The 26,134-nt window shown below is 60.5% G+C and carries 24 protein-coding genes; 18 read left to right on the forward strand and 6 right to left on the reverse strand.

Going from position 1 to position 26,134, the window contains the following annotated elements; genetic code table 11:
• Positions 1 to 79 precede the first annotated feature (79 nt).
• The 3 genes from grxD to plzR form a co-directional block, all read right to left on the reverse strand.
• A complete protein-coding gene (gene grxD, locus HV782_RS23145) occupies positions 80 to 421 on the reverse strand; it encodes a Grx4 family monothiol glutaredoxin (protein WP_016773402.1) in 342 nt (113 codons plus the stop codon).
• Between the two features lie 97 nt (positions 422 to 518).
• Positions 519 to 2,624, reverse strand: a complete 2,106-nt coding sequence (locus tag HV782_RS23150) for a molybdopterin oxidoreductase family protein (protein WP_186746728.1) — start codon at positions 2,622 to 2,624, stop codon at positions 519 to 521.
• Between the two features lie 132 nt (positions 2,625 to 2,756).
• The gene (gene plzR, locus HV782_RS23155; protein ID WP_042607370.1) at positions 2,757 to 3,047 is read right to left on the reverse strand and encodes a PlzR type 4 pili assembly inhibitor; all 291 of its coding nucleotides are present in this window, start codon (positions 3,045 to 3,047) and stop codon (positions 2,757 to 2,759) included.
• Between the two features lie 404 nt (positions 3,048 to 3,451).
• Between plzR and argF the strand changes: the two genes are divergently transcribed.
• Both argF and HV782_RS23165 read left to right on the forward strand, forming a co-directional pair.
• Positions 3,452 to 4,372 (forward strand): ornithine carbamoyltransferase, encoded by a 921-nt coding sequence (argF, locus tag HV782_RS23160; protein ID WP_042704963.1) that lies wholly within the window; start codon positions 3,452 to 3,454, stop codon positions 4,370 to 4,372.
• Positions 4,369 to 5,478, forward strand: coding sequence for an ABC transporter ATP-binding protein (locus tag HV782_RS23165; RefSeq protein ID WP_123466226.1), 1,110 nt, complete (start codon positions 4,369 to 4,371; stop codon positions 5,476 to 5,478). The genes argF and HV782_RS23165 overlap by 4 nt, the downstream gene beginning before the upstream one ends.
• An 85-nt stretch (positions 5,479 to 5,563) precedes the next feature.
• Here the strand turns inward: HV782_RS23165 and HV782_RS23170 are convergent, their stop codons facing one another.
• Both HV782_RS23170 and ybaK read right to left on the reverse strand, forming a co-directional pair.
• On the reverse strand, positions 5,564 to 6,346 hold the full coding sequence (locus HV782_RS23170; protein ID WP_123466224.1) for a PhzF family phenazine biosynthesis protein: 783 nt from the start codon (positions 6,344 to 6,346) through the stop codon (positions 5,564 to 5,566).
• A 96-nt stretch (positions 6,347 to 6,442) separates the two neighbouring features.
• On the reverse strand, positions 6,443 to 6,913 hold the full coding sequence (gene ybaK / locus HV782_RS23175; protein WP_186746726.1) for a Cys-tRNA(Pro) deacylase: 471 nt from the start codon (positions 6,911 to 6,913) through the stop codon (positions 6,443 to 6,445).
• Positions 6,914 to 7,275: 362 nt separating this feature from the next.
• On the opposite strand from ybaK, the gene HV782_RS23180 reads away from it, so the two are divergent.
• The 4 genes from HV782_RS23180 to glpD all read left to right on the forward strand — a co-directional run bounded on the left by HV782_RS23180 (position 7,276) and on the right by glpD (position 12,408).
• Positions 7,276 to 8,127, forward strand: coding sequence for an MIP/aquaporin family protein (locus HV782_RS23180; RefSeq protein WP_128616320.1), 852 nt, complete (start codon positions 7,276 to 7,278; stop codon positions 8,125 to 8,127).
• A gap of 78 nt (positions 8,128 to 8,205) precedes the next feature.
• Complete coding sequence (gene glpK, locus HV782_RS23185; RefSeq protein WP_016986644.1) at positions 8,206 to 9,708, forward strand: glycerol kinase GlpK; 1,503 nt, start codon at positions 8,206 to 8,208, stop codon at positions 9,706 to 9,708.
• A 95-nt stretch (positions 9,709 to 9,803) separates the two neighbouring features.
• Positions 9,804 to 10,559, forward strand: a complete 756-nt coding sequence (locus HV782_RS23190) for a DeoR/GlpR family transcriptional regulator (RefSeq protein ID WP_007916700.1) — start codon at positions 9,804 to 9,806, stop codon at positions 10,557 to 10,559.
• A gap of 313 nt (positions 10,560 to 10,872) precedes the next feature.
• Complete coding sequence (gene glpD / locus HV782_RS23195; RefSeq protein WP_186746716.1) at positions 10,873 to 12,408, forward strand: glycerol-3-phosphate dehydrogenase; 1,536 nt, start codon at positions 10,873 to 10,875, stop codon at positions 12,406 to 12,408.
• Between the two features lie 114 nt (positions 12,409 to 12,522).
• Here glpD and HV782_RS23200 read toward each other — a convergent pair whose 3' ends face one another.
• Positions 12,523 to 13,410 carry a LysR family transcriptional regulator gene (locus HV782_RS23200; protein WP_123466214.1) on the reverse strand — a complete coding sequence of 296 codons (888 nt, stop codon included), beginning with the start codon at positions 13,408 to 13,410 and terminating at the stop codon, positions 12,523 to 12,525.
• 105 nt (positions 13,411 to 13,515) lie between these two features.
• Here HV782_RS23200 and HV782_RS23205 point away from each other — a divergent pair, with 105 nt between their 5' ends.
• The 12 genes from HV782_RS23205 (at position 13,516) to HV782_RS23260 (ending at position 26,026) form a co-directional block, all read left to right on the forward strand.
• On the forward strand, positions 13,516 to 14,883 hold the full coding sequence (locus tag HV782_RS23205) for an MFS transporter (RefSeq protein ID WP_186746714.1): 1,368 nt from the start codon (positions 13,516 to 13,518) through the stop codon (positions 14,881 to 14,883).
• The gene (locus HV782_RS23210; protein WP_123466210.1) at positions 14,864 to 15,280 is read left to right on the forward strand and encodes a DUF4440 domain-containing protein; all 417 of its coding nucleotides are present in this window, start codon (positions 14,864 to 14,866) and stop codon (positions 15,278 to 15,280) included. The genes HV782_RS23205 and HV782_RS23210 overlap by 20 nt, the downstream gene beginning before the upstream one ends.
• Positions 15,277 to 16,209, forward strand: coding sequence for a flavin reductase family protein (locus tag HV782_RS23215; RefSeq protein ID WP_123466208.1), 933 nt, complete (start codon positions 15,277 to 15,279; stop codon positions 16,207 to 16,209). The genes HV782_RS23210 and HV782_RS23215 overlap by 4 nt, the downstream gene beginning before the upstream one ends.
• Before the next feature lie 13 nt (positions 16,210 to 16,222).
• Positions 16,223 to 17,521 (forward strand): Rieske 2Fe-2S domain-containing protein, encoded by a 1,299-nt coding sequence (locus HV782_RS23220; protein WP_186746712.1) that lies wholly within the window; start codon positions 16,223 to 16,225, stop codon positions 17,519 to 17,521.
• Positions 17,502 to 17,987: an aromatic-ring-hydroxylating dioxygenase subunit beta gene (locus HV782_RS23225; RefSeq protein ID WP_123466355.1), complete on the forward strand. Its 486-nt coding sequence runs from the start codon at positions 17,502 to 17,504 to the stop codon at positions 17,985 to 17,987. The genes HV782_RS23220 and HV782_RS23225 overlap by 20 nt, the downstream gene beginning before the upstream one ends.
• Positions 17,988 to 18,006: 19 nt before the next feature.
• Positions 18,007 to 19,716, forward strand: coding sequence for an NAD(P)/FAD-dependent oxidoreductase (locus HV782_RS23230; RefSeq protein ID WP_186746702.1), 1,710 nt, complete (start codon positions 18,007 to 18,009; stop codon positions 19,714 to 19,716).
• A gap of 29 nt (positions 19,717 to 19,745) precedes the next feature.
• A complete protein-coding gene (locus HV782_RS23235) occupies positions 19,746 to 21,074 on the forward strand; it encodes an amidase family protein (protein ID WP_186746700.1) in 1,329 nt (442 codons plus the stop codon).
• Positions 21,075 to 21,236: 162 nt separating this feature from the next.
• On the forward strand, positions 21,237 to 22,496 hold the full coding sequence (mtr, locus tag HV782_RS23240) for a tryptophan permease (protein WP_123466200.1): 1,260 nt from the start codon (positions 21,237 to 21,239) through the stop codon (positions 22,494 to 22,496).
• A gap of 261 nt (positions 22,497 to 22,757) precedes the next feature.
• Entirely contained in the window at positions 22,758 to 23,684 is a 927-nt protein-coding gene (locus HV782_RS23245) for a glutamate/aspartate ABC transporter substrate-binding protein (protein ID WP_122606850.1), read from the forward strand.
• A gap of 193 nt (positions 23,685 to 23,877) precedes the next feature.
• On the forward strand, positions 23,878 to 24,624 hold the full coding sequence (locus HV782_RS23250) for an amino acid ABC transporter permease (protein WP_016986630.1): 747 nt from the start codon (positions 23,878 to 23,880) through the stop codon (positions 24,622 to 24,624).
• On the forward strand, positions 24,624 to 25,295 hold the full coding sequence (locus HV782_RS23255; protein WP_003227756.1) for an amino acid ABC transporter permease: 672 nt from the start codon (positions 24,624 to 24,626) through the stop codon (positions 25,293 to 25,295). The genes HV782_RS23250 and HV782_RS23255 overlap by 1 nt, the downstream gene beginning before the upstream one ends.
• Positions 25,292 to 26,026: an amino acid ABC transporter ATP-binding protein gene (locus HV782_RS23260; protein WP_042560754.1), complete on the forward strand. Its 735-nt coding sequence runs from the start codon at positions 25,292 to 25,294 to the stop codon at positions 26,024 to 26,026. The genes HV782_RS23255 and HV782_RS23260 overlap by 4 nt, the downstream gene beginning before the upstream one ends.
• Positions 26,027 to 26,134: the final 108 nt, after the last annotated feature.

Here is a 26,134-nt window from a genome sequence, read left to right on the forward strand (position 1 = left end):
CGATGGCGGTGTGTCAGCCGATACTTCAATAACTGACAGAACACTATCGCGAACAGGCTCACTCCTACACAAAAGCGAATCAGGCTTCGGACTTGTTCGCAGCGGCTGCTTCAACAGCTGCCTTGATGGTGCTTTGCAGCGAACCGTCTGCAGCCATCTCGGTCATGATGTCGCTACCGCCGACCAGTTCACCGCCGACCCACAGTTGCGGGAAAGTCGGCCAGTTGGCGTACTTCGGCAGATTGGCGCGGATTTCCGGGTTCTGCAGGATGTCCACGTACGCAAACTTTTCGCCACACGCCATCACAGCCTGCGCAGCTTTTGCGGAGAAGCCGCACTGCGGGGCATTCGGCGAGCCTTTCATGTAAAGCAGAATGGTGTTGTTGGCAATCTGCTCTTTAATCGTTTCGATGATATCCATGGAGCACCTCGGCTGAACTTTCCGACTCATGGGTCGGCACGGTGGCGCATTGTAACGGAATCCCGAGCGCCATGCTCGGTCTCCCCGACAGACATGCTCAGGCTGCTGCCACCGTCACCGGCACACCATTGAGCGCCGCATTGCCCGACAGCTCATCCAGTTGGCACTCATCGGTCAGGTCGTTGGCACTCGACCCCGGCTGACCGCTGGCAATCGTCATCTGCACGCCCGGACGCGCATGACCCCAGCCATGCGGCAGGCTCACCACGCCCTTCATCATGTCGAGGCTGCCGAGCACTTCGACCTCGATCTGCCCGACCCGCGAACTGACACGTACTCGCTGCCCATCGCAGAGCCCGCGACTGGCCAGATCCTCCGGGTGCATCAGCAACTGATGACGCGGCTTGCCCTTCACCAGCCGATGGTAGTTGTGCATCCACGAATTGTTGCTGCGCACATGCCGACGGCCAATCATCAGCAACTCATCAGCGGCCGGTGCTCGCAACGCAGCGAAGCGCACGAGGTCGGCGAGGATCTCCGGCGGAGCAGCCTGCACCCGCTGATTCGGCGTTTTCAGGCGCGATGCCAGATTCGGTTTCAACGCGCCCAGATCAATGCCATGCGGATGATCGAACAGCGTCGCCAACGAGAGTTTTTGCTCGGACGCATCACCGTACAGGCCCATGCGCAAGCCCATGTCGATCATCTTCGCCGGCGGCATCGTTGGTTTGAGCTCCTTGCCGGTCTTCTCGGCAAAGGCCTTGGCCAGGCCGACAAAGATTTCCCAGTCATGCAGTGCGCCCTCGGGCTTGGCGAGAATCGCCCGATTGAAGCGGGTGACGTTGCGCACCGCGAACAGGTTGAACGTGGTGTCGTAGTGATCGTTCTCCAGCGCCGAGGTCGACGGCAGGATCAGGTCGGCGTAACGCGTGGTTTCGTTGATGTACAGGTCGATACTGACCATGAACTCCAGGCCGTCGAGTGCCTGTTCCAGTTGTCGGCCGTTGGGCGTCGACAGCACCGGATTGCCCGCCACGGTGATCAATGCGCGAATTTGCCCGTCGCCTTCGGTGAGCATCTCTTCGGCCAGCGCCGACACCGGCAATTCGCCGCCGTATTCCGGGCGCCCGGACACACGACTTTGCCATTTGTTGAAATGCCCACCCGAAGTCGACGCCACCAGATCCACTGCCGGTTCGGTGCACAGCGCGCCGCCAACACGATCGAGGTTGCCGGTGACCAGATTGATCAATTGCACCACCCAGTGACACAAGGTGCCAAAGGCCTGGGTCGAGACGCCCATCCGCCCGTAGCACACCGCACTCGGTGCAGCGGCAAAGTCGCGGGCCAGTTGGCGGATCTGTTCAGCAGGCACCGCGCACAACGGGCTCATGGCCTCAGCCGTGAAGGTCGCCACTGCCGCGCGCACGTCGTCCAGCCCGTCAACCGGCAAATGGCTGTCGCGAGTCAGGCCTTCGCTGAACAGCGTGTTGAGCACCCCGAACAACAACGCCGCATCGCCCCCCGGGCGCACGAACAAATGCTGATCCGCGATCGCCGCCGTCTCGCTGCGCCGTGGATCGACCACCACCACCTTGCCGCCACGCGCCTGAATCGCTTTCAGGCGCTTCTCGACATCCGGCACGGTCATGATGCTGCCATTGGACGCCAGCGGATTGCCGCCCAGGATCAGCATGAAATCGGTGTGGTCGATGTCCGGAATCGGCAGCAACAAGCCGTGGCCGTACATCAGGTAACTGCTCAGGTGATGGGGCAACTGATCGACCGAGGTCGCGGAGAAGCGATTGCGCGTCTTCAGCAGGCCGAGAAAGTAGTTGCTGTGGGTCATCAGCCCGTAGTTGTGCACGCTCGGGTTGCCCTGATAAACCGCCACGGCGTTTTGCCCGTGACGCGCCTGAATTGCCGCCAGGCGCTCGGCCACCAGCGCAAAAGCCTCGTCCCACTCGATCGGCAGCCATTCGCTGCCGACCCGGCGCATCGGCTGGCGCAAACGGTCGGGGTCATTCTGAATATCTTGCAGGGCCACAGCCTTGGGGCAGATATGGCCGCGGCTGAACGTGTCAAGGGCATCGCCCTTGATCGAGGTGATCGCGACGCTGCCATCGGTTTCGGTGGTTTCGATGGTCAGGCCGCAAATGGCTTCGCACAGGTGGCAGGCACGGTGATGGAGAGTCTTGGTCATGGCCAGTCTCTGTCTTGTTCTGGGCGGGCAACAGGCCTGCGGGAACAAAACTATGGCCCGTGCGCAGCCCCCGCGCCAGCGACGTTCGTCTTGTGAATTGACGCTTATCAGGGGCGCCGATAGCCCGTCGCGTCAGTTCGACGGCAATTGGGGCGGTGCGGCGAGCTGGATTTCCTGAATGGTTTCGATCTGCTCGTGGGCGACGTGCACGCCGGTGAGTTCGCCGATCAGGCGCCAGTGTTCATCGAGCCCGGCGCTGATGGTCGCCATGCGATCAATCATGTGGCGCCCCGCAGACTTGACCACTTCGTCTTCGCTGCGCAGCAGTTCGAAGGACATTGAAGTGACAGAGGCGGTGAGATGGGTCAGTGAGCGAGCCGTGTGGCCCAGCAATTCCATTAACAGTTGTTCTTTCGATTCCATGCGGAGGCTTCCTGCGTCGCTCGAAACTTATTTATAACCCAGCACTTTGCTTTAGCAAATGTTTCAGCCCGATCATCCGACCAAGCGGATCCGCAACCACCCGGTCCCGAACCGACCCGAACGGCACTCTCCCCGCCACGGCGCATTGCCAAGCCCCGCGAGGCCAGTGTACAAAGTGGTTCGCTGCAGTACTGAACCCGGCTTCAAATGCGCGACCGCCCACGGCGGCCCGTTCTCCGAATCCCGCAAAAACCGTAGCCTATTGGCATAACGCGACATTTAGTGTCAATATCGCGCCTTCCCCTATTTCGTCGCCCCCGTGCGGCTTACGCCGCAGGTCTCGCCCGTTGTTCCGTTAAACAAGGCTTTGAGCATCTGCGGTTAGTAGCAAAAGGTAGTCAATGATGAGCGCAAGGCACTTTCTCTCCCTGATGGATTGCACGCCCGAAGAGCTGGTCAGCGTGATCCGTCGAGGCGTTGAGCTCAAGGACCTGCGTAACCGCGGCGTACTGTTCGAGCCTCTGAAAAACCGCGTACTGGGGATGATCTTCGAGAAATCCTCGACCCGCACCCGCATCTCGTTCGAGGCCGGCATGATCCAGCTCGGCGGCCAGGCGATCTTCCTGTCCCCGCGTGACACCCAACTGGGCCGCGGCGAGCCAATCGGCGACTGCGCCATCGTCATGTCGAGCATGCTCGATGCCGTGATGATCCGTACCTTTGCCCACAGCACCCTGACCGAATTCGCCGCCAACTCGCGCGTGCCGGTGATCAACGGCCTGTCCGATGACCTGCACCCGTGCCAGTTGCTGGCCGACATGCAGACCTTCCTCGAACACCGTGGCTCGATCCAGGGCAAGACCGTGGCCTGGATCGGCGACGGCAACAACATGTGCAACAGCTATATAGAAGCGGCGATCCAGTTCGACTTCCAGTTGCGCGTTGCCTGCCCGGAAGGTTATGAGCCGAACCCTGAATTCGTGGCCAAGGCCGGCGATCGCGTGACCATCGTGCGCGATCCAGCCGACGCCGTGCGCGGTGCGCATCTGGTGAGCACCGACGTCTGGACTTCGATGGGTCAGGAAGAGGAAACTGCCAAGCGCCTCAAGCTGTTCGCGCCGTTCCAGGTCAACCGTGCCCTGCTCGACCTCGCTGCCGAGGACGTGCTGTTCATGCACTGCTTGCCTGCGCACCGTGGCGAAGAAATCAGCCTCGACCTGCTTGATGACCCGCGCTCCGTCGCCTGGGATCAGGCAGAAAACCGTCTCCACGCACAGAAGGCCCTGCTCGAGTTCCTCGTCGAACCGGCATACCACCACGCATGAGCCATGAATTACTGCTGAACCTGCGCAACCTCGCTTGCGGCTATCAAGATCAACGTGTGGTGCAGAACCTCAATCTGCACCTCAACGCCGGTGATATCGGCTGCCTGCTCGGCTCGTCCGGCTGCGGCAAGACCACCACCCTGCGCGCCATCGCCGGATTCGAACCGGTGCACGAAGGGGAAATCACCCTCGGTGGCGAAACCATCTCCAGTGCTGGGTACACCCTGGCTCCGGAGAAACGCCGGATCGGCATGGTGTTCCAGGATTACGCGCTGTTCCCGCACCTGAGTGTCGCCGACAACATCGCCTTCGGCATTCGCAAGCACCCGAACAAGGAGCGTGTCACCGAAGAGTTGCTGGAACTGGTCAACCTGAAGAACCTCGGCAAACGCTTCCCCCACGAGTTGTCCGGTGGTCAGCAGCAGCGCGTCGCCCTGGCCCGCGCCCTCGCGCCGGAGCCGCAACTGCTGTTGCTCGACGAGCCGTTCTCCAACCTCGACGGCGAGCTGCGGCGCAAGCTCAGCCACGAAGTCCGCGACATCCTCAAGGCCCGTGGCACCAGTGCGATTCTGGTGACCCACGACCAGGAAGAAGCCTTCGCCGTGAGCGATCACGTCGGCGTCTTCAAGGAAGGTCGGCTGGAACAGTGGGACACGCCCTACAATCTGTATCACGAACCGGCGACGCCGTTTGTGGCCAGTTTCATTGGCCAGGGTTACTTCATTCGCGGCCAGCTCGGCAGCCCGGAGTCGGTGCACACCGAGCTCGGCGAACTGCGTGGCAACCGGGCCTACACCTGGCCGGTGGGCGGCGCGGTGGATGTGCTGTTGCGTCCGGATGACATCGTTTATGCGCCGGACAGTGCGCTGAAAGCGCGCATCGTCGGCAAGACGTTCCTCGGCGCGTCGACCCTGTATCGCCTGCAACTGCCGACCGGCGCGCAGCTGGAGTCGATCTTCCCGAGCCATGCCGACCATCAGGTGGGTGCTGAGGTGGGGATTCGCGTATCCGCCGAACATCTGGTGTTGTTCCAGGCTTCGGGCAGCACTGCCGCACAAATTCCAGCCGTGGAAAACGGCGTGCGCCGCTACAGCACCGCCCTCTGATCCAGCACCATCCCCCTGTAGGAGTGAGCCTGCTCGCGATAGCGACCGCTATCGCGAGCAGGCTCACTCCTACAGTTGTTTTGGGTTAGCCCAGCATCAAGGTGCCGCTCGCAACGAGCGTCGCATTGCCGCCAATCTTCACCCGCTCCCCTTCCAGCCGACAGAACAGTTCCCCGCCCCGCGCCGAGCGCTGGCACGCGGTCAGGCTCGACTTGCCCAGACGTGCAGACCAGTAGGGAATCAGGCTGCAATGGGTCGAACCGGTCACCGGGTCTTCATTGATGCCGATCGCCGGGGCGAAGTAGCGCGAGACGAAATCATGCTGATTGCCCCGCGCGGTGACGATCGCGCCGAGCCACGGCAGTTTGGCCAGTGCAACCATGTCCGGTGTGCAGTCGAGCACCGCTTGCTCCGACTCCAGCACCACGAACAGCTCGTTGGAACCGAGCACGTCCACCGCCTCGACGCCCAGCGCGCGTTCGACATCCAGTGTCACGCCAATCTCTGACGGCACGATGGAGGGGAAATCCAGCCACAGGCGATCGCCTTCGCGGGTCACACTCAACGGTCCGGACTTGCAGATGAAGTCCAGACGTTCGGCGTTTTCCTGGTAGATCTCGAACAACACATAAGCGCTGGCCAGCGTCGCATGCCCGCACAAGGGTACTTCGGTGGTCGGGGTAAACCAGCGGATGTGCCACGCAGCGCCTTCGCGCACAACGAATGCCGTTTCCGCCAGGTTGTGCTCCGCGGCGATTTTTTGCATCAACTCGTCCGCCAGCCAGGTATCGAGCCGATAAACCATGGCCGGGTTGCCACTGAATGGCCGATCGCTGAATGCGTCGACCTGATGAAACTCGAGCTGCATAACCTACTCCCTGAAGTTCGTCGGCAGAGCATGCAGTCCCGGCCGGATCAGCGCCAGTCACAGAACCGGCGAATTTTCTTCATACAGCGGTCAAGACTAGGCGCGGCCGATATCGGCGAAGGTGGCCCGGGTGTGCTCAGCGAGAACGGCAGGTGCCAGTTCGACTTCCAACCCACGCCGGCCGGCGCTGACATAGATAGTCGAAAAGCCTTGAGCCGAGTTATCGATAAAGGTGCGCAGGCGTTTCTTCTGCCCCAGCGGACTGATACCGCCCAACAGATAACCGGTGGAACGCTGTGCGGCAGCCGGGTCAGCCATCTCGACTTTTTTTACCCCGGCAGCGTGGGCCAGGCCCTTGAGGTCGAGGCTTCCGACGACCGGCACCACCGCCACCAGCAATTCCCCCTTTTCACTGGCCGCCAGCAGCGTCTTGAACACCTGCGCCGGCGCCAGCGCCAGTTTTTCCGCGGCCTCCAGCCCATAGGACGCGGCCTTCGGGTCATGTTCGTAACTGTGCACGCGATGTTCGGCACGAACTTTTTTCAACAAGTCCAACGCAGGGGTCATGGCAGCTCCAGGCTTGGCAGACAGAGAAAAATCCTGCGCCGGATTCTAGGCGATCGGCTCACAAAAGGCTCTATTCCAAGCCACGTTTCCCGTGGCCTCCAGCTTTTCTGGGGGCGGGTTGAGAGATGTCGGCGAAGGATCATTCACACGGCCAATAGTTTAATTGTGACCGACGGTTCACTTTCGACCTTTGACAGGTTTGTTTCTTGTCTATATTTTTTCGAATCTGAATAATGTAAGAATTATCATCTCCGCAGCATCCAGCAGTAAACCGGGAACAGGATGGGGATCCTGCCCCGGGGAAAATCGCGCTCTGCCCTGACGGCAAACGCGCCAGACAACAACAAAAAACGAGGTTTTCAATGACAACTGCTTTACAGCAACCATCGCTTTCAAGCCAATGCATGGCCGAGTTTCTGGGGACTGCACTGCTGATCTTTTTCGGCACCGGTTGTGTCGCCGCGCTCAAAGTCGCAGGTGCCAGCTTCGGTCTGTGGGAAATCAGCATCATCTGGGGCGTCGGCGTGAGCATGGCGATCTACTTGACCGCCGGCGTTTCCGGCGCGCACCTGAACCCCGCCGTGAGCATCGCCCTGAGCATTTTCGCTGACTTCGAAAAGCGCAAACTGCCGTTCTATATCCTCGCGCAAATTGCCGGCGCCTTCTGCGGCGCGCTGCTGGTCTACACGCTGTACAGCAACCTGTTTTTCGATTACGAACAAACCCACCACATGGTTCGCGGCTCGGCGGCGAGCCTGGAGCTGGCTTCGGTATTCTCGACTTTCCCTAATCCTGTGCTGTCCACCGCCCAGGCATTTCTGGTCGAGGTGATCATCACCGCGATCCTGATGGGCGTGATCATGTCCCTGACTGATGACAACAACGGCCTGCCGAAAGGCCCGCTGGCGCCGCTGCTGATCGGTTTGCTGATCGCGGTGATCGGCAGCTCGATGGGCCCGCTGACCGGCTTCGCGATGAACCCGGCCCGTGACTTCGGTCCTAAACTGATGACTTTCTTCGCTGGCTGGGGTGAAATTTCCTTCACGGGCGGCCGCGATATTCCGTACTTCCTGATTCCGATTTTTGCACCGATTGTCGGTGCCTGCCTCGGCGCTGCCGGGTACCGCGGGCTCATTGCCCGTCACCTGACCGGCGCCACACCTGCTACAAAGGATGCAGAACCGGCCATTGACGGCAAACCAAGAACTTCTTGAAACAGTCGGCGCGGGTTCCTGCCCATTTAGAGCCCGCGCCCCGGCCCACTCTCCCTTATTTCGTCCAAGGCAATCGACATGACCGACATTCAGAATAAGAACTACATCATTGCCCTCGATCAGGGTACGACCAGCTCCCGCGCGATCATTTTCGACCGCGACGCGAACGTGGTCTGCACCGCGCAGCGCGAATTTGCCCAGCATTACCCGCAAGCCGGCTGGGTCGAACACGACCCGATGGAAATCTTCGCCACCCAGAGTGCGGTGATGGTTGAAGCGCTGGCCCAGGCCGGTCTGCATCACGACCAGGTCGCCGCCATCGGCATCACCAACCAGCGTGAAACCACCGTGGTCTGGGACAAGACCACCGGCCGCCCGGTGTACAACGCCATCGTCTGGCAATGCCGCCGCAGCACCGAGATCTGCCAGCAGCTCAAACGCGACGGTCACGAAGACTACATCCGTGACAACACTGGCCTGGTCACCGACCCGTACTTCTCCGGCACCAAATTGAAGTGGATCCTCGACAACGTCGAAGGCAGCCGCGAGCGTGCGCGCAACGGCGAACTGCTGTTCGGCACCGTCGATAGCTGGCTGATCTGGAAATTCACTGGCGGCAAGGTACACGTCACCGACTACACCAACGCCTCGCGCACCATGCTCTTCAACATTCACTCGCTGGAGTGGGATTCGAAGATGCTGGAGATTCTCGACATCCCGCGCGAGATGCTTCCGGAAGTGAAGGCGTCTTCGGAAATCTACGGTCGCACCAAGAGCGGCATCGCCATCGGCGGTATCGCCGGTGACCAGCAAGCGGCACTGTTCGGCCAGATGTGCGTAGAACCGGGCCAGGCGAAAAACACCTACGGCACCGGTTGCTTCCTGCTGATGAACACCGGCGACAAAGCGGTGAAATCCCAGCACGGCATGCTCACCACCATCGCTTGCGGCCCGCGTGGCGAAGTTGCTTACGCACTGGAAGGCGCGGTGTTCAACGGCGGTTCGACCGTGCAGTGGCTGCGCGATGAACTGAAGATCATCAACGACGCCCACGACACCGAATACTTCGCCAACAAGGTCAAGGACAGCAACGGCGTGTACCTGGTGCCGGCCTTTACCGGTCTGGGCGCGCCGTACTGGGACCCGTATGCCCGTGGCGCATTGTTCGGCCTGACCCGTGGCGTACGTGTGGATCACATCATCCGCGCCGCGCTGGAGTCGATCGCCTACCAGACCCGCGACGTGCTTGACGCCATGCAACAGGACTCCGGCGAACGCCTCAAGGCCCTGCGTGTGGACGGCGGCGCGGTGGCGAACAACTTCCTCATGCAGTTCCAGGCCGACATCCTCGGCACCCAGGTCGAGCGCCCGCAAATGCGCGAAACCACGGCACTCGGCGCCGCGTATCTGGCCGGTCTGGCGTGCGGTTTCTGGGGCAGCCTGGACGAACTGCGTGGCAAAGCGGTGATCGAGCGCGAGTTCGAACCAAGCCTGGACGAAGTCGAGAAAGAGAAACTCTACAAAGGCTGGAAAAAAGCCGTCAGCCGTACCCGTGACTGGGCGCGTGAGGACGCTGAATAAGCCAACCTGAGTACTCGTATCTGTATGTAACTGGTCGGGAGGAGATTCCTGCGGCATCATGGGCAAATTTTGCACGGCAGCCCAAAGGAAGCCCCATGAATCTGCCTCCCCGTCAGCAGCAAATCCTCGAGCTGGTCCGCGAACGCGGCTATGTGAGCATCGAGGAAATGGCCACGCTGTTCGTTGTTACCCCGCAAACCATCCGCCGCGACATCAATCAGCTCGCGGAAGCCAATCTGTTGCGTCGCTACCATGGCGGCGCGGCCTATGATTCCAGCGTCGAAAACACCGCTTACGCGATGCGCGCCGATCAGATGCGCGATGAAAAACAACGCATCGGTGAAGCCATCGCCGCACAGATTCCCGATCACGCCTCGCTGTTCATCAATATCGGCACAACGACCGAGTCGATTGCCCGTGCCCTGCTCAATCACAACCATCTGAAAATCATCACCAACAATCTGCACGTAGCGTCGATGCTCAGTGCCAAGGATGATTTTGATGTGCTGCTGACCGGCGGCAACGTGCGCCGTGACGGCGGTGTGGTGGGTCAGGCGAGCGTCGATTTCATCAATCAGTTCAAGGTCGATTTCGCCCTGGTCGGCATCAGCGGGATCGACGAAGACGGCAGCCTGCTCGACTTCGACTATCAGGAAGTGCGAGTTTCCCAGGCGATCATCGCCAATGCACGGCAGGTGATTCTCGCGGCGGACTCGAGCAAGTTCGGACGCAACGCGATGATTCGTCTCGGGCCGATCAGCCTGATCGATTGCCTGGTCACTGATCAGCAGCCGGTGCCGGCTCTGGCGCAGTTGTTGAGTCAGCACAAGATTCGTCTGGAAGTGGTTTAACCCCCCTCAGCATTCCCCTGTGGTGAGGGGATTTATCCCCGTTGGGCTGCGAAGCGGCCCCCCTCACCCTGTCAAAGTCGAACCTCATTGCATGGTTCTGGGACTGCTTCGCAGTCCTTCGGGGATAAATCCCCTCGCCACAACGGTTTTTCTCCGCCTGTTAATGTTCGAAAATTTTCTTTTAACCGCCCTTCGATGAGTTTTTTCAATCGAAGTCGACTGGCTGTGCGCGTGTTTATCGGCTACCATTTTCGCAAATGAACATTAATGTTCGATTTCCAAACAGAAAATCAAAAGAGCCCGAGGCCAGCCGATGTCCACATCTACCTTGCGTACGCCCCCTCTCTCCGAGATCTACGACATTGCCGTGATCGGCGGCGGGATCAATGGCGTGGGGATCGCAGCGGATGCCGCCGGTCGCGGTCTCTCGGTGTTCCTTTGCGAAAAGGACGACCTCGCCAGCCACACCTCGTCGGCCAGCAGCAAGCTGATCCACGGTGGCTTGCGTTACCTCGAACATTACGAATTCCGTCTGGTGCGTGAAGCACTGGCCGAGCGCGAAGTGCTGCTGGCCAAGGCGCCGCACATCGTCAAGCCGATGCGCTTTGTACTGCCGCACCGTCCGCACCTGCGTCCGGCGTGGATGATTCGCGCGGGCCTGTTCCTGTATGACAACCTCGGCAAGCGCGAAAAACTGCCAGGCTCGAAAAGCCTGAAGTTCGGCGCCGACAGTGCGCTGAAAAGCGAAATCAAAAAAGGCTTCGAATACTCCGACTGCTGGGTCGATGACGCCCGCCTCGTCGTACTCAATGCGATGGCCGCGCGGGAAAAAGGCGCCCACGTTCATACCCAGACTCGTTGCGTCAGCGCCCGTCGCGCCAAGGGCCTGTGGCACCTGAACCTGGAACGTGCCGACGGCAGCCTGTTTTCGATCACCGCCAAAGCGCTGGTGAACGCGGCCGGTCCGTGGGTTGCCAAGTTCATCCGTGACGACCTGAAAATGGAATCGCCGTACGGCATCCGTCTGATTCAGGGCAGCCACATCATCGTGCCGAAACTGTACGAAGGTGAGCACGCGCACATTCTGCAAAACGAAGATCAGCGCATCGTCTTCACCATTCCGTACCTGAACCACTTCACCCTGATCGGCACCACCGACCGCGAATACACCGGCGACCCGGCGAAAGTGGCGATCACCGACGGTGAAACCGACTACCTGCTGCAAGTGGTCAACGCCCACTTCAAAAAGCAGCTCAGCCGCGACGACATCCAGCACAGCTACTCGGGCGTCCGTCCGCTGTGCAACGACGAATCCGACAACCCGTCGGCCGTGACCCGCGATTACACCCTGGCGTTGTCCGGTGGCGGCGAAGAGGCGCCGCTGCTGTCGGTGTTCGGCGGCAAGCTGACCACTTACCGCAAACTGGCTGAATCGGCGATGGCGCAACTGCTGCCGTTCTTCACCCAGATGCGCCCGAGCTGGACCGCCACGGCGACCCTGCCCGGCGGCGAAGACATGAGCACCCCGCAGGCCTTGTGCGCGCAGATTCGCGACAAGTTCGACTTCGTTCCGACCGAGATCGCCCGCCGCTGGTCCACCACCTACGGCAGCCGCACCTGGCGCATGCTTGAAGGCGTGGACAGCCTCGCCGACATGGGCGAACACCTGGGCGGCGGGCTCTACACCCGTGAAGTCGATTATCTGTGCAGCGAAGAGTGGGCGACCACGGCCCATGACATCCTGTGGCGTCGCAGCAAGCTGGGGCTGTTCACCACCCCGGCCGAACAGGAAAAACTGGCGGCGTATCTGGGCAAGGTCGAGCTGAATCGCAAGATCGAAGCGGCCTGATTCCCAAGACATCGCTTGCATGACAAGCCCCTTAATCGTGAGATTCAGGGGCTTTTTCACATCTGCAGAGCCGTGGCGTGGGGATTTATCCCCTCGCCACCATGCATCACTGAGTCACTGGGCCAGATGCAACAGCAGAAAATCAATGAACGCCCGCGACTTGTGCGGCAGATGCGGGCTGTTGGGGAACACCACGTTGATCGATTGCGACGGCAGCGAATACGAAGGCAGCAAGCGCCGCAAACGCCCGCTGGCAATGTCGTCGGCGACCACCCAGGCCGGCAGCACTGAAACGCCGAGTGACGACAGGGTCATCGAACGAATCGCCGTCGAGGAGTTCGATTCGAAGTGGCTGGTGCCGCTGACCTCGACCCCCTGCCCCTGGCTATCGCGCAACGTCCATTGGGTCGGCGCCTGCAAATTGCTGTTGGCAATCCACGACACGTTATTCAGGTCCTGCGGTTCGTTTACCGGATGGCGGGCGAGAAATGCCTCAGTGGCCACCAGCACGATTTCATAATCCGCGAGCTTGCGGCTTTTGAACGCGGAGTCCGCCAAGTTGCCCAGGCGAATCACCAGATCGAGCTTTTCCGCGACCAGATCGTTCAACGAAGAGTTGAAGTTATAGCACAGGCGAATTTCCGGATAACGCTCGGAGAACAGCGGAATCAACGGCAGGATATATTTTTCACCGTACTCGCTGGTTGAACTTATCCGCAACTTTCCGGAGACCCGGTTATTACCTTTCAGGACATTATCAAAGGCATTATCAATATCCGCGACAATACCCTTGAACTCCTCATAAAACTCCTGCCCTATTTCGGTCAGCGATATATTGCGGGTATTGCGGATCAATAGCGTGGCCGACAAGACTTCTTCCAGCGCCTTGACATGCAGGCTGGCCATGGCTTTGCTGATACTCAGGTAATTCGCGGCTTTGGTGTAAGAACCAAAATCCACCACCGCAAGAAACGTCTGGACCCGATTAAGATGAGAGTGCATCGCGCTATGGCTCACTGTTAAATCCCGTCAAACATTGTTTTAAGCATAGTCGTATCGACACTTCAAGTCCATCGCCCCTATGCTGCGCGGCAAAGGGGATACAACATGAACTATCGCTATAAGATCTCGCTGATCTTTCTGATCGGCTTTTTTATTGACTGTATAAACATCTTTATGTCGGCTGTGGCATTGCCGAGTATATCGGCAACTTTGCAAGTCAGTACTTCGTCGGTGGCGTGGGTCGCCAATGCTTATATTCTCGGCCTGACCCTGATTATTCCGGTGAGCACCTGGCTGGCGGGGCGCTTTGGCAGCCGCGAAATTCTCACGCTGTCGATGCTGGTCTTCAGCGGTGCAGTGTGGATGTGCGGGATGGCCGACAGTTTCCATGAACTGGTGATCTGGCGTTTCCTCCAGGGCATCGGTGGTGGTCTGCTGATTCCGGTGGGCCAGGCGCTGACCTTCAACCTGTTCCAGGGTGAGCAACGGGCGAAGATTTCCACGCTGGTGATGGCCGTCGCGCTGATTGCACCGGCCATTTCGCCGACGGTCGGCGGCATCATCGTCGACAGCAGTTCGTGGCGCTGGGTGTTCTACAGCAACATCCCGTTCTCGCTGATCGCCGCCGGGCTGTCGTGGTTCTGGATCAAGGAAGCCAAGCCCGCCAGCCTGCCGCGTCCGGACATCCGAGGGTTGTTGCTGGTCAGCGCCGCGCTTGCCAGTCTATTGATGGGCATGTCGCTGTATGGCGGCGATTACCCGGCAATGGCCGCGCTGATCTGCGTGGCGGCGGGCCTGCTGTTCATCGCTCTGTACCTGCTGCACTACCGGCGCTGCAACAACGCGATCATCGAACTGAATCTGCTCAAAAGCAAAAAGCTCAGCACCTCGATCTTCATCTATTACGCGATTCCCGGCGTGTTCACCGGGGTCAATCTGATGAGCATTTTCTTTCTGCAGAACACCCTGCACTTCAGCGCCCGGCTGACGGGGATGTTCATGATCCTCTACGCCATCGGCGCCTTCATCGCGATGACGATTTGCGGTCGGGTCTACAACCGGGTCGGCGCCAAACGCCTGTTCACCCTCGGCATGCTGTTGCACAGCGCCGGCATCGCCACGCTGATGCTGGTCAATGCGCCGACGGACCTGTGGGTGATCGTGATCGCCTACAGCCTGATGGGCATCGGCGGCGGCATCGGCGCCAACACCGCGCAGACCACCTCGCTGATGGACTTTGCCGGCGGCGACACGCACAAGGCCAGCGTGATCTGGAACATCAACCGACAGATGTCCTTCAGCCTCGGTGCCGCGCTGTTTCTGATGATCTTCAATGTGCTGCTCAAGCAGTTCGATACCACGGCGGCCTACCACGCGACGTTCGCGATTGCGGCGCTGGTCGGACTGTTCCCGCTGTTTCAGATGAGTCAATTGAACCCTCCAAAGGAATGCCATGAACAACAACCTGGTTGAACGAGCGCAACACAGTATTCACCACGTGCATGACCTGATTCACCGCGTCTTCACCGATGCCGACGGCACCGGAGCCGCCACCGTCGCGCCGCTGATGGCGGTGTTCGCCGAGCACTTCAGCATGGTCACCACCGCGGCCGCCATCGTCGGCCGCGCGCAGGTCGAGCAACTGTTCACCGGCGCGGTCGGTGCCCGCAAAGGTCTGGAAATCCTGATCAGCGATCTGCACACGGTCTGGCACGAAGGCGCGACCGTGGCGCTGCGCTACAAGGAAACCCATCGCCTGAACCAGCGCGAAACCTCGCGCATTTCGGTGGCGATCCTGCGGGTCCAGCACCACGACGTTCAGTGGCTGTACCTGCACGAAACACCGCTGAGCCAGGAAACGCCTGCATGAAGTTCACCGTCACACATTGCCGGATGCTCTCGGCGTCAATCAAGGAAGTCACCGTCAGCGGCCCGGCTTCGCTGATCGCGATGAGCCACGCCGGTGCGCATTTCAAATGGCTGATCCCGGGGCTGAATGATCCTCGGCATTACTCGACCGTGCATCTGGACGAGGCCGGGGACGGCCGGTTCACCTTCGCCATCCGCCTCTCGCCGGACTCCGTCAGCAGCCAGTACATCCGCGCCCTGGCCGTCGATGACAGCGTGGAACTGGAAGGCCCGTTAAACACCTTCAACTACCCGCTGAGCGTCACCAGCGGTCGCGACATCGCGATTGCCGGCGGCATCGGCATCACGCCGTTGACCGGCATCCTGCGTCACCTGGCTGCGCTGCAGCGTCCAGCGCACCTGCATTACTTCGCCAAGAGCGTTGACGACGCGGTCTACGCCAGCCACCTGCAAGAACACCTTCAGGAACGCATGCAACTGCACCTGTCGGGCCATCGTCCGGCGATCGCTGACGTGCTCGCCGACCTGCGCGCCGACGACCGTCTGTATGTCTGCGGCCCGGCGGCAATGCTCGGCGAGGTGCTCAGCCATGCCGAACGTGCGGGTCTGGCCCGCGACCAGATCCATCTGGAGGTGTTCAACGTCGCCCGCGACAGCGCCGCGCAAGGTTGCGTCATCGACGCGGCGGACTCCGGCGTCAGCGTCGAGGTCGGCCCGCAGCAGTCGTTGCTCGAAGCCCTGGAAGCTGCCGGGCTCGATCCGCTTTACGACTGCCGTCGCGGCGAATGCGGCGTCTGTGCACTGGATGTACTGGAAGGCGAAGTCGATCACCGCGACTTCATCATGAGCGAACAGGAAGCGGCCTGCAGTGCGCGGATCTATCCCTGCGTGTCTCGCGCGAAAAGCCCCCGCCTGAAGCTGGCGATCTGAAGAGGACACCCCGTTGGACAACTATTTCAATGGCAGAGAAGTGCATAAATCTCTGTTCCTTGATCAGTCTCTATTCGAACAGGAACAGCAGCGGGTTTTCGCCGCGAGCTGGTGTTACCTGGGCCACGACAGCCTGATCCCCGAGACCGGTGACTACTTCACCACCACCCTGGCCCAACAGCCGCTGGCGATGATTCGACAGAAGAGTGGTGAGATCAAAGTCCTGCACAATCGCTGCCCGCACAAAGGCGTGAAGGTGCTGGCCGAAGCACGCGGCAATGTCGGGCGCTTCATGCGTTGCCCGTACCACGCCTGGACGTTCAAGACCGACGGCGAATTGCTGAGCATCCCGGTGAAAAAGGAATACGACGACTGCGACCTGAGCAGTTGTTCGGCGCACAAAGGCATGCGGGCGGTGACGGCGGTGCGCAACTATCGCGGCTTCGTGTTCGTGCGCCTGACGGAAGAAGGCGTCGGCTTCGACGAGTTCTTCGGTGAGTCGCTGTCGACCCTGGACAACATGGTCATGCGCTCGCCCCAGGGCCAGTTGAAGGTCATCGGCCAGCCGTTGCTGCACCGCCATCGCTGCAACTGGAAGATGGTCGTCGACAACCAGACCGACACCTGCCACCCGATGATCGCCCACGAGTCCTCGGCCGGCGAAGCGATTCGCTTGTGGAAAGACACCGGCGACCAGGGCAAGCCGCCGATGGCGGTCGAACTGTTCTCGCCGTTCATGGCGTCCTACGAGTTTTTCGCCGGTATGGGCATTCGGGTCTGGCCCAACGGCCACGGGCACACCGGGGTCAGCAACTCGATCCACAAGGCCTACACCGACATCCCGGGGTACTGGGAACTGATGGTGGAAAGCTACGGCGAAGACCAGGCCCGGGCGATCCTCGACGACACCCGCCACAACACCGTGTATTTCCCCAACCTGATGGTCAAGGGGCCGATCCAGACGCTGCGCGTGATCAAACCGGTCAGTGCCCGGGAAACCATCGTCGAGTCGTGGATCTTCGAGCTGCAAGGCGCCCCGGTGCAGTTGCTGGAAAGAACCGTGCAGTACAACAACCTGATCAACTCACCGTGTTCGATGGTTGCCCACGATGACGTGGAAATGTACGAGCGGGCAATGGAAGGGCTGGGCAGCGACGCCAACGAATGGGTCAACGTCGCCCGGCTGTTCACCCCGCACGAAGCCTATGCGCAGACCCAGGTGGTGTCCGGCACCAGCGAAGTGGCGATGCGCAATTTCTATAACAGCTGGCAGCACTTGATGCGGGATGACCATGCAACACGATCAATCTAATCAGCACGCCATCGAGCAACTGATCGACACCGAACTGCACTTGCTCGACCAACAGGATTTCGACGCCTGGCAACAACTGCTCAGCGACGATTACACCTACTGGATTCCGATGACCCGCGAACAGCGCAGCCCGTTGCACGAGTCCTCGCTGGTGTATGAGGACCGCTTCCTGACCACGCTGCGCATCAACCGGCTGGCCAATGCGCGCAACTTTTCCCAGCAGCCCAAGAGCCGCTGCCTGCACATCGCGCAGCGTCCGCGGATCACGGTTGACGAGGCCTCGTTCAGCGCCTTCGCCAGTTCCAACATGCTCTATTGCGAGGCCCGCAGCGACAGTGAATGGCACTACCCGGTCACCGTCGAGCACCGACTGATCAATATCGACGGCACGTGGAAAATCCATGGCAAGAAGATTCTCTTGCTCAACCCCGCACGCGCCCTTGAAAGCCTGCAACTCATTATCTGATCGACCGAGAATTCCCCCTGTGAACCCTATTCCCAACGGCTCCAACCAGGCGTCCGCGTGCCTGTCTTTTCCCTACGTCGATCTGCTCTATGACTATGGCCAGTTCCTGCGCAATGCCGATGAAGCGATCGGCTACCTGCCGGCCGAATCCGCCGAGAAGCACATCGGCATCGTCGGTGCCGGCCTCAGCGGGCTGGTCGCGGCCTACGAATTGCTGCGCGCCGGTGCGCGCCGCGTCACCCTGTTCGAAGCCGAGCCGGAACACGTCGGCGGGCGCTTGCTGACCCAGTGCTTTGACGAAGAACAGCCACAATTCATCGCCGAAATGGGCGCGATGCGCTTTCCGCCCAGTGAAGTCGGGTTGTTTCATTACCTCAATCGTTTCGGTATCCAGACCACCGAAGCGTTTCCCGACCCGGGCGTCGTCGACACCGAAATCCACTACCGTGGCGAGGCCCATCACTGGGCGGCGATGCAGCCACCGCCGGCGCTGTTCAGCACCGTGCACCAGGGCTGGGTGGCGTTTCTTCGCGAAGGCGTGACCCTCGATGACGGCACGTGCCTGGCACCGCCACTGCTGCTGACCGAACTGCTCAAACAGCACAACTACTGCGAAGTGCAGCCCGAGTGGCAACGCTACCTGGACTGCTTCGGCGACAGCTCGTTTTACTCGGCGATGGTGCGCATCTTCACCGGCAACAACCCTCCGGGTGGCAAGGCATGGCGCAAGCCCGAGGACTTCCACCTGTTCGGTTCGCTGGGGATTGGCTCCGGCGGTTTCCAGTCGGTGTACCGCGCCTCGTTCACCGAGATCCTGCGGCTGGTGGTCAATGCCCTGGAGGTCAATCAGCGGCTGGTGCCCAACGGCATTTCCTCGCTGGCCGAGCGGATTGCCGACACCGCGTTCAATGGCATTGAGCTGCGCGACATGATCTGCCGCACGCGCATCGAGTCGATCAACAAGGGCGCCAACGGCGAAATCCTGCTGGCCGGCAGCAACGGCGAAACCTACGCCTGCGACCGGGTGATCACCACCACCACGACCCGTGCCCTGCAAGTGAACCTCAAGCTCACGCAGAACCAGGCCTTCGTCAATCGCGACGTGGCGCGGGCGATCAACGAAACCCACATGGTCGGCTCGTCCAAACTGTTCATCCTGACCAAGGACAAGTTCTGGCTCAAACACGGCCTGGCGCAAAACATCCAGACCGACACCCTGGTCAAGGGCGTCTATTGCCTCGACTACGCGCCGCACGATCCAGACTCGTGGGGCGTGGTGCTGATCAGTTACACCTGGGAAGACGACTCGCACAAGATGGTGTCGATGACCGACAAGGTGCAGCGCTGCCTGCGTCTGGTCGACGAACTGGCGATGAGCGCGCCGGAGTTTGCCAGCCACCTGCTGCCGCTGGACGGCGACTACCAGCGCTACGTTCTGGAATACGACTGGCTGACCGACAAACACGCGCTGGGCGCCTTCAAACTGAATTTCCCTGGCGACGACATTTACTCCGAGCGCCTGTTCTATCAGTTCCGCACTGCGCTCGATCCGAACCAGGACACCGGCCTGTACCTGGCCGGTTGCGGCGCCTCGTTCACCGGTGGCTGGGCCGAAGGCGCGATTCAAACCGCACTCAACGGCGCCTGTGCGGTGATCAGCAGTCTGGGCGGCGACCTGATTGCCGGTAACCCGCTCGACGACTTGCACTCGCAGTACCGCTACTGCTGATCCCGGCCCTTTCAACCCGAGAATTTTCCATGTACAGCCAGCTTTCCATTGAACAGCTCGTCAACGGATTTCGCAGCGGCCAGCACTGCCCGGACACCTGGCAGCAGGCCCTGCGCGAGCGTCATGCCCAGGTGCAGCACCTCAACAGTTTCATCACGTACGACCCGGCAGCGCTCAAGGCCGACGGTATCGCACGCGACAGCGCGCTGTACGGTTTGCCCGTGTCGTTCAAAGACAACATCAACGTCAGCGGCATGCCGACCACCGCCGGCACACCCGGCCTGGCCGACTATGTACCGCAGGCGGACGCCGGTATTGTCCAGCGCTTCAAACACCTCGGCGCGCGGGTGGTGGGCAAGAACAACATGCACGAACTGTCGTTCGGCGTGACGTCGGCCAATCACACCTATGGCGCCGTGCTCAACCCGGCCAATCAACGGCACAGTGCCGGCGGCAGCAGCGGCGGTTGTGCCGCCGCCGTCGCCGCCGGCCTGGTACCGTGCGCAGTCGGCACGGACACCGGCGGTTCGGTACGGATTCCGGCGGCGTTCTGCGGCATCGTCGGCATGCGTCCGACCACGGGCCTCTACCCCGCCGATGGCATCGTTCCGGTGTCGCAGACCAAGGACACTCCGGGCCTGCTGACCCGCACCGTGGAAGACTGCCAGTTCGTTCACGGGCACCTGACCGGCAGCGCGCAACAGGCCGCAGACCGACCCTTGCGCATCGGCATCCCCGAGCGCTTTCTCTGGGCCGACCTCGCCGACAATGTGCAGCGCGATTGCCGTGCGGCGATCGACACCCTGGCCGATCGCGGGGCGATCATCGTGCCGGTCGACGACGCCGTGATCGGCGAGATCAACGAAAGCATCCAGTTTCCGTTGCCGATCTACGAGTTTTTCATCGACTTCCCGCGGTTCCTGATGGGGCAAGGACGTGGTGCGCAGTTCCTCGATATCCTTGCGCAGATCCGCGATCCGGCGATCAAGAAAATCCTCAACGCCCAACTGGAAAGTCCGGCGATTTCCTACACCGATTACGTGCAGGCGTTGATGAGCAAACTGCGTCTGGAGCAGGAATACCGTGCGCTGCTGGGCAATCACCGACTGGATCTGATCGCTTACCCGACCGTCACGTGCAGCGCGCCGCTGCTCAGCGATTGCTCGGACGAAAGCAACTTCGAAGCCTTCGTGCGCAATACCGATCCGGCGAGCAACCTGGCGGCACCGAGCATCAGCATTCCGGTCGCGGCTGCGGGCGGGTTGCCGGTGGGGTTGTCGTTCGATGCGTTGCCGGGGCAGGACAGCTTTTTGTTGGCGAATGTGCGGCATCTGACGTACCTGCTCGACATCCGCTGAATAACCATCCTGCACAGAACCCTGTGGGAGCGGGCTTGCCCGCGAAGAGGCCAGCGGCTTCAACATCACTGTTGACAGACCGAGCGCCATCGCGGGCAAGCCCGCTCCCACAGCAACCGTGTCAACCACTGCCATATAACAATTCAAATTGCGGGCCTTGCCATGCGCGTCACCTCAATCTCTTCCGTTCCTGCTGTCGAACGCTCGCCGTCGATCATCGGCGGCGCCATGATCATTGGCGGCACCATCGTCGGTGCGGGCATGTTCTCCTTGCCGGTGGTCATGTCCGGGCTGTGGTTCTACGGCTCGGTCGCCGTGCTGTTGCTGGCCTGGTTCTGCACCTTGCACTCGGGCCTGATGATCCTCGAGGCCAATCTCAACTACCGCGAAGGCGCGAGCTTTTCCACCATCACCCGCGATCTGCTCGGGCGTGGCTGGAGCCGTTTGAACGGCTTGAGCATCGTGTTTGTGCTCTACACCCTGACCTACGCCTATATTTCCGCCAGCGGTTCGGTGATTCATCACACCGCGCAATCGCTGGGCTGGACGCTGTCGTCACGGGCCGGCGGCCTGGGGTTCACCCTGCTGGTGGCGTTTATCGTCTGGCTCAGTACCACGGCGGTGAGCCGGATGACCACGCTGGTGTTCGGCGCCAAAATCCTCGCGTTCTTCCTGACGTTCGGTGGTTTGCTCGGGCATGTGCAAAGCGCCACGCTGCTCAACCTCGACCACGGCGACAACCACTATTGGCCCTACTTGCTAGTGACCCTGCCCTTCTGCCTGACCTCGTTCGGCTTTCACGGCAACGTGCCCAGCCTGATGAAGCATTACGGCAAGGACCCACAGCGGATCCGCGCCTGTCTGGTCAGCGGCACCTTGCTCGCACTCGGTCTGTATCTGGTGTGGATGTTGTGCAGCATGGGCAATATTCCCCGGGACGCGTTCAAGGACATCGCCCAGCGCGGCGGCAACATTGATGTATTGATTGGCGCCTTGGGTTCGCGGCTCAACAGCGCCAACATCGACCTGTTGCTGACGTTTTTCTCCAACTTCGCCGTGGCCTGTTCGTTTCTCGGGGTGACCCTGGGGTTGTTCGATTACCTGGCCGATGTCCTCGGCTTCGACGACAGCCCCGCCGGGCGCTTCAAGACCGCCACCGTGACCTTTGCTCCGCCAATGCTCTGCGGAGTGCTCTGGCCGGAAGGTTTTATCCATGCCATCGGTTTCGCCGGGCTGGCGGCGACGTTATGGGCGGTGATCACCCCTGCCCTGTTGGCGCGGGCTTCGCGCAAACGCTTCGGCAGCCCGCGCTATCGGGTGTGGGGCGGTACACCGATGATTGGCCTGGTGCTGTTGTTCGGGGCCCTCTGCGCGGTCTCGCACCTGTTGTTCGTGTTTGGCTGGCTCCCGGTCTGGCGCTGAGGCAAAGCGTTCGGTTTTCCGAACGCGACTTTGCGGTCGATTCGGTAAACCGGATCAGATACGCTGAAAAACACCGCCACAAAAGTTTAATAACGTTATAAAACAACCAGTTAACCATCGACGACTGGTCTGGCACGACTCATGCTCTACACTCTCTCGACGAATGCCTGCAGTGCCAACACTTCAGGAGCCGTCAGGCATTCGAAGCACAAAAGGGCCGACGAACTGGCTCCATAAAAAAAACAATTCGAGGAAAATTTGATGCGCATCGTTCCCCATATCCTGGGCGCAGCCATTGCTGCCGCTCTGATCAGCACACCAGTTTTCGCCGCCGAACTCACCGGCACCCTGAAGAAAATCAACGATTCGGGCACCATCACGCTCGCTCACCGTGACAGCTCCATTCCGTTTTCCTACATCGCGGACGCTTCCGGCAAACCCGTGGGCTACTCCCACGACATTCAAGTGGCCATCGTTGAAGCCCTGAAAAAAGACCTGAACAAGCCAGACCTGCAGGTCAAGTACAACCTGGTGACCTCGCAAACCCGTATCCCGCTGATCCAGAACGGCACCGCGGATATCGAGTGCGGCTCCACCACCAACAACGCCGAACGCGCCCAGCAAGTCGACTTCACCGTCAACATCTTCGAAATCGGCACCCGTCTGCTGGTCAAGAAAGACAAGGATGGCAAGCCGTCCTACGCTGACTTTGCCGACCTGAAAGGCAAAAACGTCGTGACCACCGCCGGCACCACGTCCGAGCGCATCATCAAAGCGATGAACGCCGACAAGCAGATGGGCATGAACATCATCTCCGCCAAAGACCACGGCGAGTCCTTCAACATGCTGGAAAGCGGCCGCGCCGTAGCCTTCATGATGGACGATGCCCTGCTGGCCGGCGAAGAAGCCAAGGCCAAGAAGCCGGCCGACTGGATCATCACCGGTACGCCACAGTCCTTCGAAGCCTACGCGTGCATGGTTCGTAAAGACGACCCGGCCTTCAAGAAGGCTGTCGATGCCGCCATCGTTGGCCTGTACAAATCCGGCGAGATCAACAAGATCTACAGCAAGTGGTTTGAAAGCCCGATCCCGCCAAAAGGCCTGAACCTGAACTTCCCGATGAGCGACAAGGTAAAAGATCTGATCGCCAACCCGAGCGACAAGCCGGCGCCTGACGTAAAAATCTGATACCTGACTAACCTTATCGCCTGAGGGAGCCACCTTCCCTCAGGCGTCTGTTACTACCTGCTGGCTTTACTGTGGAACACTCGACCTGGCGGTTTCCGAGCCGATCGCGTGTGTCCGACGTTCACCGTCGGACGGGAAAGGACCTTCCCCAAGCGGGTGCTTGTACATCGATCGATCTCGAGGGGAGACCCTAATGAATTACAACTGGGACTGGGGCGTGTTCTTCAAGTCCACCGGCGTTGGCAGCGAGACGTATCTCGACTGGTACGTCACCGGTTTGGGCTGGACCATTGCCATCGCCATCGTGGCATGGATCATCGCCTTGCTGCTGGGCTCCATTCTGGGGGTCATGCGCACGGTGCCGAACCGCATCGTATCGGGCATCGCGACCTGCTACGTCGAACTGTTTCGCAACGTGCCGCTGCTGGTTCAGCTGTTCATCTGGTACTTCCTGGTACCTGACCTGCTGCCGCAGAACCTGCAGGACTGGTACAAACAGGACTTGAACCCGACCACCTCGGCCTACCTGAGCGTTGTCGTGTGCCTGGGCCTGTTCACTGCAGCCCGTGTCTGCGAGCAAGTGCGTACCGGCATCCAGGCGCTGCCACGCGGCCAGGAATCCGCCGCCCGCGCCATGGGTTTCAAGCTGCCGCAGATCTACTGGAACGTGCTGCTGCCCCAGGCCTACCGGATCATCATTCCGCCGCTCACCTCGGAATTCCTCAACGTGTTCAAGAACTCCTCCGTGGCGTCCTTGATCGGCCTGATGGAATTGCTGGCGCAAACCAAACAGACCGCCGAATTCTCGGCCAACCTGTTTGAAGCCTTCACCCTGGCCACGCTGATCTACTTCACCCTGAACATGAGCCTGATGTTGCTGATGCGCATGGTCGAGAAGAAAGTCGCGGTGCCTGGCCTGATCTCCGTGGGGGGTAAATAATGGACTTCGATTTCAGCGGCATCATCCCCGCGATCCCGGGCCTGTGGAACGGCATGGTCATGACCTTGCAGTTGATGGTCATGGGCGTGGTCGGCGGCATCGTGCTGGGGACCATCCTCGCCCTGATGCGCCTGTCGTCCAGCAAACTGCTGTCGCGCGTGGCCGGCGCTTATGTGAACTACTTCCGTTCGATCCCGCTGCTGCTGGTGATCACCTGGTTCTACCTGGCGGTGCCGTTCGTGCTGCGCTGGATCACCGGTGAAGACACGCCGATCGGCGCGTTCACCTCCTGCGTCGTGGCCTTCATGATGTTCGAAGCCGCGTACTTCTGCGAAATCGTCCGGGCCGGCGTGCAGTCGATCCCCAAAGGCCAGATGGCCGCCGCCCAGGCGATGGGCATGACCTATGGCCAGACCATGCGTCTGATCATCCTGCCCCAGGCGTTCCGCAAGATGACCCCGTTGCTGCTGCAACAGTCGATCATCCTGTTCCAGGACACCTCGCTGGTGTACACCGTGGGCCTGGTGGACTTCCTCAACTCCGCCCGCTCCAGCGGCGACATCATCGGTCGTTCCAACGAGTTCCTGATCTTCGCCGGTGTCGTCTACTTCATCATCAGCTTTTCCGCCTCGCTGCTGGTCAAGCGTCTGCAAAAAAGGTTCGCCGTATGATCTCTATCAAAAACATCAACAAGTGGTATGGCGACTTCCAGGTGCTGACTGATTGCAGCACCGAGGTCAAAAAAGGCGAAGTGATCGTGGTCTGCGGCCCGTCGGGTTCCGGCAAATCGACCCTGATCAAATGCGTCAACGCCCTGGAGCCGTTCCAGAAAGGCGACATCGTCGTCGACGGCACCTCGATTGCCGACCCGAAGACCAACCTGCCAAAACTGCGCTCACGCGTGGGCATGGTGTTCCAGCATTTCGAACTGTTCCCGCACCTGACCATCACCGAAAACCTGACCATCGCGCAGATCAAGGTGTTGGGCCGCAGCAAGGAAGAGGCGACCAAGAAAGGTCTGCAACTGCTCGAGCGCGTCGGTCTGTCGGCCCACGCCCACAAGCATCCGGGGCAACTGTCCGGCGGTCAGCAACAGCGCGTGGCGATTGCCCGTGCGCTGGCGATGGACCCGATCGTCATGCTGTTCGACGAACCGACCTCGGCGCTCGACCCGGAAATGGTCAACGAAGTACTCGACGTGATGGTGCAACTGGCCCAGGAAGGCATGACCATGATGTGCGTGACCCACGAAATGGGCTTCGCCCGTAAAGTCGCCGACCGGGTGATTTTCATGGATGCCGGCAAGATCATCGAAGACTGCCCGAAAGAAGAGTTCTTCGGCGACATCAGCGCCCGCTCCGAACGCGCGCAGCATTTCCTCGAGAAAATCCTGCAGCACTAAAAGCGACACACCGAACTCTGTGGCGAGGGAGCTTTGTGGCGAGGGGATTTATCCCCGATGGGCCGCGAAGCGACCCCCAGCATTTCAAAATCAAACCGCATCTGCCGG

The sequence above is a fragment of the Pseudomonas monsensis genome (genome assembly GCF_014268495.2).
GTDB classification, from domain to species: domain Bacteria; phylum Pseudomonadota; class Gammaproteobacteria; order Pseudomonadales; family Pseudomonadaceae; genus Aquipseudomonas; species Aquipseudomonas monsensis.

Excerpts from the sequence above, each read along its gene's own strand:
- HV782_RS23260 (WP_042560754.1), top strand. The coding sequence starts at position 25,292 with ATGATCTCTATCAAAAACATCAACAAGTGGTATGGCGACTTCCAGGTG.
- HV782_RS23210 (WP_123466210.1), top strand. The coding sequence starts at position 14,864 with ATGAACAACAACCTGGTTGAACGAGCGCAACACAGTATTCACCACGTG.
- HV782_RS23205 (WP_186746714.1), top strand. The coding sequence starts at position 13,516 with ATGAACTATCGCTATAAGATCTCGCTGATCTTTCTGATCGGCTTTTTT.
- glpK (WP_016986644.1), top strand. The coding sequence starts at position 8,206 with ATGACCGACATTCAGAATAAGAACTACATCATTGCCCTCGATCAGGGT.
- HV782_RS23190 (WP_007916700.1), top strand. The coding sequence starts at position 9,804 with ATGAATCTGCCTCCCCGTCAGCAGCAAATCCTCGAGCTGGTCCGCGAA.
- grxD (WP_016773402.1), bottom strand. The coding sequence starts at position 421 with ATGGATATCATCGAAACGATTAAAGAGCAGATTGCCAACAACACCATT.
- HV782_RS23200 (WP_123466214.1), bottom strand. The coding sequence starts at position 13,410 with ATGCACTCTCATCTTAATCGGGTCCAGACGTTTCTTGCGGTGGTGGAT.
- mtr (WP_123466200.1), top strand. The coding sequence starts at position 21,237 with ATGCGCGTCACCTCAATCTCTTCCGTTCCTGCTGTCGAACGCTCGCCG.
- glpD (WP_186746716.1), top strand. The coding sequence starts at position 10,873 with ATGTCCACATCTACCTTGCGTACGCCCCCTCTCTCCGAGATCTACGAC.
- HV782_RS23150 (WP_186746728.1), bottom strand. The coding sequence starts at position 2,624 with ATGACCAAGACTCTCCATCACCGTGCCTGCCACCTGTGCGAAGCCATT.
- HV782_RS23250 (WP_016986630.1), top strand. The coding sequence starts at position 23,878 with ATGAATTACAACTGGGACTGGGGCGTGTTCTTCAAGTCCACCGGCGTT.
- HV782_RS23170 (WP_123466224.1), bottom strand. The coding sequence starts at position 6,346 with ATGCAGCTCGAGTTTCATCAGGTCGACGCATTCAGCGATCGGCCATTC.
- ybaK (WP_186746726.1), bottom strand. The coding sequence starts at position 6,913 with ATGACCCCTGCGTTGGACTTGTTGAAAAAAGTTCGTGCCGAACATCGC.
- HV782_RS23180 (WP_128616320.1), top strand. The coding sequence starts at position 7,276 with ATGACAACTGCTTTACAGCAACCATCGCTTTCAAGCCAATGCATGGCC.
- HV782_RS23235 (WP_186746700.1), top strand. The coding sequence starts at position 19,746 with ATGTACAGCCAGCTTTCCATTGAACAGCTCGTCAACGGATTTCGCAGC.
- argF (WP_042704963.1), top strand. The coding sequence starts at position 3,452 with ATGAGCGCAAGGCACTTTCTCTCCCTGATGGATTGCACGCCCGAAGAG.
- HV782_RS23225 (WP_123466355.1), top strand. The coding sequence starts at position 17,502 with ATGCAACACGATCAATCTAATCAGCACGCCATCGAGCAACTGATCGAC.
- HV782_RS23245 (WP_122606850.1), top strand. The coding sequence starts at position 22,758 with ATGCGCATCGTTCCCCATATCCTGGGCGCAGCCATTGCTGCCGCTCTG.
- HV782_RS23255 (WP_003227756.1), top strand. The coding sequence starts at position 24,624 with ATGGACTTCGATTTCAGCGGCATCATCCCCGCGATCCCGGGCCTGTGG.
- HV782_RS23165 (WP_123466226.1), top strand. The coding sequence starts at position 4,369 with ATGAGCCATGAATTACTGCTGAACCTGCGCAACCTCGCTTGCGGCTAT.
- HV782_RS23215 (WP_123466208.1), top strand. The coding sequence starts at position 15,277 with ATGAAGTTCACCGTCACACATTGCCGGATGCTCTCGGCGTCAATCAAG.
- plzR (WP_042607370.1), bottom strand. The coding sequence starts at position 3,047 with ATGGAATCGAAAGAACAACTGTTAATGGAATTGCTGGGCCACACGGCT.